10 protein-coding genes are annotated in these 11,069 nt (G+C 57.9%); all 10 read right to left on the reverse strand.

All coding sequences use genetic code 11. The features are described 5' to 3' along the window. Window position 1: 1 nt before the first annotated feature. The 10 genes from preA to H581_RS0119070 all read right to left on the reverse strand — a co-directional run bounded on the left by preA (window position 2) and on the right by H581_RS0119070 (window position 11,007). Complete coding sequence (gene preA, locus H581_RS0119025; protein WP_028611408.1) at window positions 2–1,297, reverse strand: NAD-dependent dihydropyrimidine dehydrogenase subunit PreA; 1,296 nt, start codon at window positions 1,295–1,297, stop codon at window positions 2–4. 31 nt (window positions 1,298–1,328) lie between these two features. Beyond that, window positions 1,329–2,684: an NAD(P)-dependent oxidoreductase gene (locus H581_RS0119030; protein WP_028611409.1), complete on the reverse strand. Its 1,356-nt coding sequence runs from the start codon at window positions 2,682–2,684 to the stop codon at window positions 1,329–1,331. 20 nt (window positions 2,685–2,704) lie between these two features. Continuing rightward, window positions 2,705–3,586, reverse strand: coding sequence for a nitrilase-related carbon-nitrogen hydrolase (locus H581_RS0119035; protein ID WP_028611410.1), 882 nt, complete (start codon window positions 3,584–3,586; stop codon window positions 2,705–2,707). Window positions 3,587–3,588: 2 nt separating this feature from the next. Continuing rightward, the gene (locus H581_RS0119040; protein ID WP_028611411.1) at window positions 3,589–4,854 is read right to left on the reverse strand and encodes a M20 family metallo-hydrolase; all 1,266 of its coding nucleotides are present in this window, start codon (window positions 4,852–4,854) and stop codon (window positions 3,589–3,591) included. Between the two features lie 8 nt (window positions 4,855–4,862). Beyond that, entirely contained in the window at window positions 4,863–6,239 is a 1,377-nt protein-coding gene (locus H581_RS0119045) for an aspartate aminotransferase family protein (protein ID WP_156889610.1), read from the reverse strand. A 77-nt stretch (window positions 6,240–6,316) separates the two neighbouring features. Next, the gene (locus tag H581_RS0119050; protein WP_156889611.1) at window positions 6,317–7,414 is read right to left on the reverse strand and encodes an ABC transporter substrate-binding protein; all 1,098 of its coding nucleotides are present in this window, start codon (window positions 7,412–7,414) and stop codon (window positions 6,317–6,319) included. Window positions 7,415–7,507: 93 nt separating this feature from the next. Continuing rightward, complete coding sequence (locus H581_RS0119055) at window positions 7,508–8,386, reverse strand: ABC transporter permease (RefSeq protein WP_028611414.1); 879 nt, start codon at window positions 8,384–8,386, stop codon at window positions 7,508–7,510. Beyond that, window positions 8,383–9,198, reverse strand: coding sequence for an ABC transporter permease (locus tag H581_RS34510; RefSeq protein ID WP_036718831.1), 816 nt, complete (start codon window positions 9,196–9,198; stop codon window positions 8,383–8,385). Before H581_RS34510 ends, H581_RS0119055 begins: the two co-directional genes overlap by 4 nt. Beyond that, window positions 9,179–9,991 (reverse strand): ABC transporter ATP-binding protein, encoded by an 813-nt coding sequence (locus H581_RS0119065; protein ID WP_028611415.1) that lies wholly within the window; start codon window positions 9,989–9,991, stop codon window positions 9,179–9,181. The genes H581_RS34510 and H581_RS0119065 overlap by 20 nt, the downstream gene beginning before the upstream one ends. 326 nt (window positions 9,992–10,317) lie before the next feature. Beyond that, window positions 10,318–11,007, reverse strand: coding sequence for a metal-dependent hydrolase (locus tag H581_RS0119070; protein WP_028611416.1), 690 nt, complete (start codon window positions 11,005–11,007; stop codon window positions 10,318–10,320). Window positions 11,008–11,069 lie beyond the last annotated feature (62 nt).

Below are 11,069 nucleotides of genomic sequence, written 5' to 3' on the forward strand. Positions count from 1 at the left end.
ATTATACCGCCTCCTTGGCGCCCGGCGCCTCATTCTGTCCCATGCTGCCAATCGCCTTCTGACGCTGGTTCCATGACATAGGCAGCTCCGTAGAAGGAATTTCCACCATCGTAATCGCATCCTCGACCGGACAGACGATGGCGCACAGGTTGCAGCCTACGCAATCTTCCTCTCTTACCTTCAAATAAGAGCGCCCGTCGCTCGTTTCCAGCCGTTCGATGCATTGATGCGACGTATCCTCGCAGGCGATATGGCATTTGTTGCAAACAATGCAGTTATCTTCATGGATGCGGGCGACGACTTGATAATTCAGGTCAAGATCGCCCCAATCGGAGTAGCGCGGCACGGATTTGCCGATCAGCTCGCTTACCGAAGCAAGTCCTTTGTCGTCCAAATAATTGTTCAAGCCGTCGATCATGTCCTCGACGATACGGAAGCCGTGGTGCATCGCCGCCGTACAGATCTGCACGCCCGTCGCGCCCATCAGCATGAATTCGGCCGCATCCTTCCAATTGGAGATGCCGCCGATGCCGGATATCGGAATATGGATATGCGGGCTCCGCGCACACTCGGCGACCATATTTAGCGCAATCGGCTTGACGGCCGGACCGCAGTACCCGCCGTGCGCCCCCTTGCCGCCCACATGAGGTATCGTGTTCCACGAATCAAGATCGACGCCGGCAAGCGAATTGATCGTGTTAATAAGCGAAATCGCATCCGCTCCGCCCCGTGCCGCCGCGATCGCCGTCATAGTGATGTCCGTAATGTTCGGCGTCAGCTTCACGATCACCGGCGTCTGCGCCGCTTCCTTCACCCACATCGTCTGCGCCTCGACAAGATCGGGCTGCTGGCCGGAGGCCGAGCCCATCCCGCGTTCGGCCATGCCGTGCGGACAGCCGAAGTTCAGTTCAAGCCCGTCGACGCCGACCGCTTCGACCCGCTTGACGATTTCATGCCATTTCTCGCGCTTCGGCTCGACCATGAGCGATACCACTACGGCATGATTCGGGAACCGCTTCTTCGTCTCGGCAATTTCCTTCAGGTTCACCTCAAGCGGGCGGTCGGTAATCAGCTCGATATTGTTGAACCCCGCTACGCGCTGCCCGTTGAAATGAACGGCCGCGAACCGCGAAGAGGTATTGATGATCGGATCCCCGAGCGTCTTCCATACCGCTCCGCCCCAGCCTGCCTCGAAGGCGCGCTGCACCTGGTAGCCCGTATTCGTCGGCGGCGCGGACGCCAGCCAGAAAGGATTCGGCGACGAGATGCCCGCCAGATTGATTCGTAAATCAGCCATTCAATCCCCCACCTTCCTTCGTCATGTTCCGTTATGTCGGCTCCTCCTGCAGCTCGACAAGCTGCTTATAAATCGCATAAGCCGCCTGCTTGCCCTGCTGCGCGGCGGATACGACCATCGCTTCGCCCTGCCCTTCCCCGAAAATAACGTCGCCCGCCGCGAACACCCGCGGGTCCGACGTCCGGTTCGTCTCGTTGTCGACGGTGACGATGCCTCGCTTATGCGCTAATCCAAGCTGCTCGACTAGCGGAAGATGGCGGGTCTGGCCGATCGCCTTAATAACCGCGTCGACCTCCATGACGAACATTGAGCCTTCGACGGGCACCGGATGCCGCTTCCCGTCCTTCTCTTCCAGCCGCATCCGCACGCATTCCATGGCGGCAACGCCGCCATTCCCGTCTCCGATGATGCGGACCGGCGCGGTCAGCCATCTGAACTCCACCCCGTCCCGCTTCGCGAAATCAAATTCGAAATCGTATGCGGTCATCTCCTCCGATGTCCGGCGGTAGACGATTTGCACGCGATCCGCCCCGAGCCGGACCGAGCAGGTCGCGGCGTCGATCGCCGTATTGCCCGCGCCGATAACGGCAACCCGTTTGCCTGCGATATCGGCGCGTACCGATGCTTTCGTCGATTCGACAAAATCGATGGCGTCAAAGACCCCGTTCAAGCTCTCACCCTCGATGCCGAGCATCGGCACCTTCGACATGCCGACCGCTAGCACGACGGCGTCGAACCGCTCCAGCAGCTGCTCTGCGCTGATATCGGCTCCGACCCTCGTATTGGTCACGATCCGGACCCCCAGCTTCCTTACCTGCTCGACCTCCCACAGCGAGATGTCCTGCGGGAGCCGAAACGATACGATGCCGTACGTATCGAGGCCGCCGGCCTGCTCCTTCGCCTCGTATACCGTAACGGCAAAGCCGAACCGGGCCAGCTCCCTTGCGGCCGACAAGCCCGCGGGTCCGCCGCCGATAACGGCGACGCTCTTGCCGTTGCTCTTCCCCGCCGCGAACAGCGACTGGTCGTTCCGAATCGCCCAATCGGTCGCATAGCGCTGCAGATTGCCGATCAGGATCGGCTTCGACGAATGGTTGAGCACGCATGCGCCCTCGCACAGCTCCTCCGTCGGGCATACGCGGGAGCAAGTCGCGCCGACCGGGTTCGCGTCCATGATCGTCCTGGCGGATCCTTTCATGTTGCCGGAAGCGATTTTTTTAATAAAAGAAGGGATGTTGATGCCGGTCGGGCACGCCTTAATGCAGGGAGCATCGTAGCAATACAGGCAGCGGTTCGATTCCTCGACCGCCTCCTTCGGCTTCATGCCGGCCTTCACCTCGGCGAAATTTCTACTGATCGACTCTGCGGATATGAACGTTGGATTCATCGATGCCTCCCTCCCCTTGTCTACAAATGAATGAGCTTCTCGTACGTTTCCGGCCGGCGGTCGCGGTAGAACTGCCATACATCGCGAACCTCGCGGATCACCGCTTTATCCATGACCCCGATTACGACCTCGTCCTTATCCCTGCTGCCGATCGCCAGGATGGAGCCCCGCGGGTCAACCAGGTACGACTGGCCGTAAAATTCCCCCATATTCCACGGTGCCTCCACGCCTACCCGATTGATCGCGGCGACGTAATAGCCGTTAGCTACCGCATGCGCCGGCTGCTCCAGCTTCCACAAATATTCGGACGTGCCGGCGACGGTGGCCGACGGATTAAACACGATCTCCGCCCCGTTCAAGCCGAGAGCCCTGGCCCCCTCGGGGAAATGCCGGTCGTAGCAGATGTAGACGCCGACCTTGGCGAATGCGGTATCGAACACCGGGTATCCCAGATTGCCGGGCTTGAAATAATATTTCTCCCAGAAGCCGCAGGAGCCTTCGCCCGCCGCAACATGCGGGATATGATGCTTCCGGTATTTGCCGAGGTACGCGCCGTCCGCGTCGATAACCGCCGCCGCATTGTAATAGGAGGCGATGCCCTCCCGTTCGTAAATCGGGAGCACGATAACGACGCCAAGCTCCCTTGCAAGCTCTTGGAACAGCTTCGTCGTCGGACCGTTCGGCATTTCTTCCGCGGCGTCATACCATTTGGTCTTCTGCTCCGCGCAGAAATACGGCCCGTAGAAAATTTCCTGCAGCGAGATGATCTGCGCTCCCTTAGCCGCCGCCTCGCGCACAAGGCCGATATGCTTCTCGACGGCCGCCTTCTTGTGCGCTTCAACCGGTTCGCCGCCATGCAGGTCGCTCGATGCTTGTATGAGTCCGATCGTCACCTCGCTCATCGTTAACCATCCCCCTTCCCGGATGCAATGGACAGCGCCGCGCGGTACAGCAGCTCAGCTCCGAGGGAAATATCCTCCGGCGAAGCATATTCTTCCGGATTATGACTGATGCCGTCCTTGCAGCGGACAAATATCATGCCGTAATCGCACACATAGGACATCGTCAGCGAGTCGTGAAACGGTCCGCTCATCAGCTCCGGCGGCGTCAATCCGAGCGCTGCCGCCTCGCTCCGGAGCACATCCTTCAGCCACTCCGAGCAATATCTCGGCTCGCTGTTCGTATCCTCGCGGATCGTATACCGCAAGCCGTGCTCCGCGCAGGCCTTGTCAATGACCGAACGAAGCTCCCGTTCCCGTTCATCGCGCCTGCCGAGCTCGATATCCCGCAAATCGACGGTGAACGATACCTTCTCCGGGATGATGTTGCGCGAATCCGGAAATACGGTCAGCGAGCCGACCGTCCCGACCGTCGGGGCTCCGGGCTCCCGCCTCGCCAGTTCGTCCAGCGCGACGATAACCTTGGCGCAGCCGACGAGCGCGTCGCGCCGCATCGGCATCGGCACGGATCCGGCGTGTCCAGCGAAGCCGGTCATCTCGACCGTCCACCACAGCGGACCCGATATGCCGGTCACGATGCCGACTGGGGCGCCCAGCGCCTCCAGCACCGGCCCCTGTTCAATATGAAGCTCCAGGAAGGCGGCGATCCTCCCTTCCTCGAACGTATAGCCTTCAAACGCCGCCGGGTCGCAACCGAAAGCCAGGAGCGCCTGCCTGCGCGTTATTCCGTTCTTATCGGCGCGTTCCAGCTCGCCTTCCTCGAGCTTCCCCGTCATCCCTCTTGCTCCGAACAATCCTTTATTGAACCGGCAGCCCTCTTCGTCGCAGAAAGCGACCGCCTCGATGTTCATCGCCGGCACGAAGCCGTTCTCCTTCATCGTCTGCACCGCTTCGATCGCTCCCAATACGCCGATCGCGCCATCGAACCGTCCGCCGTACGGCTGCGAATCGACGTGGGAGCCGAGCATTAATACGGGCGCCTCCGGATTCCGCCCCTGCAGCACGCCGATCAAATTGCCGAATGGATCGATGCGCGCGCTCATCCCCGCTTCCTCCATCCAGCTCATCACGAGCTCTACTCCGGCCCGATCCTCCTTCGACAGCGCGAGCCGGCAGACGCCGGTCTCGCCGATTTTCCCGATTTGCGCAAGCTCCTCGATGCGGCGGTGCAGCCGCTGCGAATGAATGCTTGTTTGCGGTGCTTTGTTCATCGTCATGATCAGGCTCCTTCCTGCCCGGTTCCGAAAACCTCGAGCAGCGTATCCGCGATAAAGGCGATATCCTCGTCCGTCGAGGACAATGGGGGGCTGAGCGTTATAATATTCATAAAGCCGGGTACCGTATCCCCGTTTTTGCCGATCAGCAGACCCCTGCTCTTGCAGCCCGCGATAATGGCGGCTGCCGACTCCGCCGAGGCCGGCTCCTTCGACTCCTTATCTTCGACCAGCTCGATGCCAAGCGCAGAACCGAACAGACGTATCTCTCCGACCTTCGGATGCCGGGTGAGTTCCTTCAAACGCTCCTTCAGCTCTTGCCCGATATAAGCCGATCGGGCGACCAGCCCTTCTCGCTCCAATATTTCGAGATTTTTGAGCGCGACGGCGCATGATACGGGATTGCCCCCGAACGTATTCACATGCCGGAAATGATGATCCGGGCCGGCTTCCTTGAAGCTGGCATACAGCCCGGCGGATACGGCGGTCGCGGACAACGGCGAATAAGCGCTTGTCAGCCCTTTCGCCATCGTGACGATGTCCGGCTTAACGCCAAAGTTATGATGGCCGAACTTCTCGCCGGACCGGCCGAAACCGCAGATGACCTCGTCGACAATGAGCAGCACGCCGTATTTGTCGCAAATCGCGCGAAGCTTCGCCAAATACTCGTCCGGCGGGACGATCATGCCGCCGCCGGTAATGACCGGCTCGACGATGACGCCCGCCACCGAATCGGCGCCCTCCCAGTTAATCGCATCCTCATAGGCTTGCGCGCACTGCAGCTCGCAGGATTCCTTCGTCTGGCCGAACGGGCAGCGGTAGCAATATGGGGGCGGCACAAGCTGGAAGCCTACGCCGAGAGGCTCGTATTTCAGCTTCCGCTGCGCCTGGCCGGTCGCCCCGAGCGCCCCCATCGAGTTTCCGTGGTAAGCCCGGTATCGCGAAATGAATTTGTGCTTCGCCGGCTTGCCGTTCTGATGATGATACTGGCGGGCGATTTTGAAGGCGACTTCATTCGCGTCCGAGCCGGAGTTGGAGAAAAAAATCCGGTATTCGCCTTCCAGCCACTCGTTCAGCTTGGCCGCAAGCTCAATGGCCGGGACATGCGACTGGACGAGCGGATAATACGCGATCGTTCTCATCTGCTCCGCAGCCGCCAACGCGATTTCCTCCCGCCCGTGGCCGACATTGACGCACCACAGCCCGGACATGCCGTCCAGGTAGCGGTTGCCGTCCGCATCGGTAATCCAGCTCCCCTCGCCGGAGACGATCACCATCGGGTTGTCGTTATGAGGAGTAATATGATGCCATAAATAATTGCGGTCCTTCTCCAGCAGCCGTTCCTTCGACACCGTGTCCATCGCCGCGTCGTATATGGTCATGGCCCTTCCTCCTTCGCTGCTCGTACCCGTATCGAACGGGCCCCCGTCTGCAACTCAATTCCTTCGGCTTCGCCTCCCTACTTCGCGGCATCCTCCAAAATCGATTTATCCATTGCGGCGGCAAGATCAGGCTCCTTCTTGATCAGCCCGTATTTGAGCGCAATATCCACCGTGCGCCGCACGGCATCGTCCACGAACAAACCGACTTGACCGTCCGTGAAGCCTTCCGGCTTGATCAGCTTCGCCATCTCCATCAGCATGGTCGTCTGATGCTCCTTCGTCGTGCTGCCTTCCGTGACGGCGGCCATCACGATATCGACCGACTCCGCCTGATTCGCGATGGCGTAATTCCACCCCTTCATGGTCGCCCTTATCGCCTTCACGGCGGTTTCGCGGTTGTTCTTCAGCCAGTCCTCCTTGACGATGAGCGTATCCTCCAGCATGCCGACGCCCGCGTCCTCGAAATCGTAGACGTACAAATCCTCTTCCTTTACGCCGCTTTCCAGCACGACGTGGTACTCGTTGTAAATCGTAGATACCGCGACGTCCAGCTGCTTATTGAAGAACTGGTCCATCGTAAATCCCTGCTTCACGAGCTCGACGTCCTTCGCGGGATCGAGCCCGTTCTTCTCCATGAACGCAAGCACCTGGAACTGCTGGCTGCCCGTCCACATGCCAACCTTCTTCCCTTTCATCTTATGTGGCGAATCGATGCCCGATTCCTTGGATGCGACGAACCGGTAAGAGCTTTTCTGCAGCACTTGCGCGACCGATACGAGCGGAAGACCGTTATCGCGGTTAACGAGCAGGCTGTCGAAACTGGTTACGCCGATATCGGCCGCTCCGTTCACGACCTGCTGCTCAATGACGACGTCGGGACCGCCCGGTATAATTTCCACATCGAGCCCTTCTTCTTCATAAAAGCCTTTCTCTTTCGCAGTGAAGATGCCGGCGAATTGCGCCTGAGGCACCCACTTCAGCTGAATCTTCACCTTGGTCAGCGGCGCGTCCGGCTTCATCGTCTCCTCAGGCGCCTCGCTTGCGGATTTTTCGGGTTCGGTTGTCCGCTGCGCAGGCTCATTGTTCCCCCCGCCCCCGCAGGCGGCGACAAGCGTCAGCGCAACCGTCAGCGCCAGCGTAAATGCGGATCGTGCGGCTCGGCTTCTCTTTTTCATAAAACCAATCCTCTCCTTGTCCACCATTTCTATATCAAGCTTCCGCCATCTCTCGCTGCCTAATATCATGCCGGGCGGGACCGGCGATGCTGCCTAACGTCTGCGATGCGCCGCATGCCAGGGAATGGCAAGCCGCTCCGCAAGCTGTACGGCGTAATAGAGAATGATGCCCATGACGGCCGCTATGACGATGCAGGACCAAGCCAGCGGCATGTTCGCCAGCTTGATCTGGTCGGAGAGCAGGAAGCCCAGCCCTCGCGAGGATATAAAAAATTCGCCGACAATCGCCCCGATAATGCTTGTGGACATATTGATTTTCAGCGCCGTGAAGACGGCTGGAAGCGCGGACCGAAAGCGAAGCTTCGCGAACGTCTGAAGCTTGCCTGCCGCATACGAGCTCATCAGCTCGAGATAGGGCGGCTCGATGGAACGCAGTCCCTTGAAGGCGCTGACAGCCATCGTCGCCATCGTCATGACGGAGACTATCGCCATCTTGGAGGCGACGCCGTCGCCGAACCAGTTGTTCATGACCGGAGCGAGCGCTACAATCGGAATCGCGTTAAGGGAGGCCATCAGCGTAATCGCTCCTCTTCCCGCCCTTGGAACGAACGATGCAGCGGCTGCGGCGATCAATCCGAGAAGTGAACCGGCCAAGCATCCTCCTAATATTTCGGAGCCCGTGTACAGGGAATAGCTCCATAGCATGGGGGCATTGTCAAGGATTGCAGCAGCGATGGCCGAAGGAATCGGCAGCTGGTAATGCTCGAGACGGAACAGCCGGTGAAAGCCTTCGAGCTGCCAGGTCAAGAGAAACATAAGCCCGAAAAAGAAAGGAAGACAGAACGTCGCGGGAAACTTTCGCCGAGAAGCCTGACCGCGGTGGATATCCGCCTTGGGGGCCGCTGGCTCCAGCGGTTGAAGGCTGCTCTCCGGCCCGCCCGTTTGCCCGCTCACTGCGGCGAGGTCCTTCATCGCGGCTCGCCTCCATTCGCCCGGAATTCCGGCTGCCAAGGCGTAATCAGCCGTTCCGCCAGACTGATCAGGAGAAACAGAACCAGGCCGATCGCTACGCTTACGAGGACGGTCGACCAGAACATGTAGACCTGAGAGGTTCCGTAATACAGCGAGCTGATCATCAGTACGCCGACCCCGTCCGGCGCTCCCATCAGCTCAACGATAATGGAGGCGGTGATCGCCAGCGGCCCCGACAGCTTAAGGCCGGCGAACAAACCCGGCAGCGCCGCCTTCAGCTTCAGTTTCGTATACAGCGCCCAGGTATTCGCCGCGTATGAGCGCATTAGCTCAAGCTGCTCCTGCTTGACGCTTTGCAGTCCGCGCAGCGTGTTAATGGTCACCGGGAAGAAGGTAACGTAACCGGCCATCAGCACCCGCGACAACGCCGCGTCATGCACAATGCCGTAAACGATCGGCGCCAGTCCGATGATCGGCACCATTTGAGAAGCCACCATATAAGGCGACAGCGTGTGCTCTACCGTCCTAGAGAGGCTCATGACGACAGCAAGCGCGCAGCCGACGGCCGATCCGATAACGAAGCCGGTAATCGAGTTGCCGAACGTTATCGCTCCTTGTTCCAGAAGCGGCCGGAAGTGCTCCCGCAGCGTGCCGAGCACCAGATGGGGGTAAGGGAGCTTGGATGCCGGGGCGGTTACCTGCGCGACATTCGCTATGTACCAAGCGGCGCCTTCCCACAGCGCCAGGAGCAGGACCATCCACAGCGCGACAACGGCTCCGCCGCTCCATCCTCTAGACCATCTGCCCGTCAAGCGAATCACTCTCCTTGTAGAAGCATTTCCTAACGGCGGCGGTCATCTCGTGAAAGAGGCCGGATTGCCGGACGAGCGAGGGGCTTCCCTCCTCCCTGTCCATATTCAAGATGGAATGGACCCTTCCCGGATGCGAGGATAACACAATGACCCGGTCGGATAGAAAGACCGCCTCCGGAATGCTGTGCGTAACGAACACGATCGTTTTGTTCGTCTTTTTCTTAATTTCAAGCAGGTCAAGCTGAAGCTTTTCCTTCGTAAATTCGTCCAGCGCCGAGAAAGGTTCATCCATGAATAAAATCGGAGGATCGAGGGAGAGGGCTCGCGCAATCGCCACGCGCTGCTGCATGCCGCCGCTAAGCTGCCATGGATAATGGTGCTTGAATGGGGTCAGGCCGACCATTTCCAGCAGTTGATCTGATATTTTTGAATATTCTGACTTTTTAATGCCGAAAACTTCAAGCGGCAGTTCAATATTGTCTTTTACCGTTCGCCATTCGAACAGCGTGGGGTTCTGAAACACAATGCCGAACTTGCGCCTAAGCCGCATTTCTCGCGGATGCTCTTGGCCGATCGTAATGCGGCCGCTTGTCGGCTCCAGCAAATCCGCCATCAGTCGCAGCAGCGTTGACTTGCCGCAGCCCGAAGGTCCGAGCAGCGACACGAATTCATTCTTGTAAATTTCGAAGCTGACGTCGCGGAGCGCTTCGACTTCATGGTCCTTCTTGCCGAAAACCATCGAAATGCGCTCCACCGCTATTTCCGTTGACGGGACGGCTTCGTCCGATAACATAAGTTTCCTCCTCCCGGCCGATTACCGGATTTCAATTGAAGTAACGGCTTCGATACTCTTTGTGTAATATTATATAACATTCAATCTCGAATACATTATACAATGTGTTTGATTTTTTCATCATTCAATAGACATTATGTACAGTCAGTGCTTTATCACGAGCATATTTCTCTCATTAAAGTATCATATTCATGATATATATTGGTTAACAAATAATTCACGACTGCTTTTATCGCTTCGAGACCAAAATCATGTTTTGAGATTACTGTGTTCGGAACAGTAAATAGCCTCCCCAATCCCATTGAGGAGGCTTGATGTATTTTTCTTTACAAAGTCAGCTTTTGCCCGGGTTCCAGCACCTGCCCGTTCAATCCCTTGTTTTGAAGCTGCCGAACATAAGCTTCGGCTTCCTGGCGGATAACCGGGAACGTATTATAATGCACCGGTACGGCAAGCTTCGCATTATACCACTCCGCCGCTTGCACGGCGTCATCCGGGCCCATTGTATAATGATCCCCGATCGGAATAAACGCCGCGTCGAACGCGTACCTTTCCCCGAGCATTTTCATGTCGCCGAACAGGGCCGTATCTCCCGCATGAAGAATCGTTTTGCCCTCCGCTTGAATGATAAAGCCTGCCGGCATACCGCCGTAAATAATTTGTTTCTCGCTTTCGAGCACGATGCCGGAGGAATGGAAGGCCTGGACCATTTTCGCCCTCGCGAATCCCAAATCGACGGTTCCGCCCATATTCATCCCGATCGTCTTTACTTCCTTCCAGGACATATAAGCGGCAAGCTCGAAAATCGCGATCACCGGCGCGTCGTTAGCTTTGGCAATCAAATCGGCGTCCGAAATATGATCTGCATGCGCATGCGTCAACAGGACGGCGTCCGTGCGGATGTCCTCCGGTCTCGTTACCGCCCGTTCATTCCCTCTAAGAAAGGGATCAATAATAAGCGATTTGCCTCCCGTCACGATTTGCACACAGGAGTGTCCGTGATAGATAAGTTCCATATTACTCTCGCTCCTTTGTTAAACTTTTCCCTCCTTTAATCATCTTAATGATACGGATCAAA

This window comes from Paenibacillus harenae DSM 16969, from assembly GCF_000422465.1.
Classification (GTDB): domain Bacteria; phylum Bacillota; class Bacilli; order Paenibacillales; family Paenibacillaceae; genus Pristimantibacillus; species Pristimantibacillus harenae.

Bases quoted from the DNA above. Each gene is read 5' to 3' on its own strand.
- preA (WP_028611408.1), bottom strand. From the start codon at position 1,297: ATGGCTGATTTACGAATCAATCTGGCGGGCATCTCGTCGCCGAATCCT.
- H581_RS0119030 (WP_028611409.1), bottom strand. From the start codon at position 2,684: ATGAATCCAACGTTCATATCCGCAGAGTCGATCAGTAGAAATTTCGCC.
- H581_RS0119035 (WP_028611410.1), bottom strand. From the start codon at position 3,586: ATGAGCGAGGTGACGATCGGACTCATACAAGCATCGAGCGACCTGCAT.
- H581_RS0119040 (WP_028611411.1), bottom strand. From the start codon at position 4,854: ATGAACAAAGCACCGCAAACAAGCATTCATTCGCAGCGGCTGCACCGC.
- H581_RS0119045 (WP_156889610.1), bottom strand. From the start codon at position 6,239: ATGACCATATACGACGCGGCGATGGACACGGTGTCGAAGGAACGGCTG.
- H581_RS0119050 (WP_156889611.1), bottom strand. From the start codon at position 7,414: ATGAAAAAGAGAAGCCGAGCCGCACGATCCGCATTTACGCTGGCGCTG.
- H581_RS0119055 (WP_028611414.1), bottom strand. From the start codon at position 8,386: ATGAAGGACCTCGCCGCAGTGAGCGGGCAAACGGGCGGGCCGGAGAGC.
- H581_RS0119065 (WP_028611415.1), bottom strand. From the start codon at position 9,991: ATGTTATCGGACGAAGCCGTCCCGTCAACGGAAATAGCGGTGGAGCGC.
- H581_RS0119070 (WP_028611416.1), bottom strand. From the start codon at position 11,007: ATGGAACTTATCTATCACGGACACTCCTGTGTGCAAATCGTGACGGGA.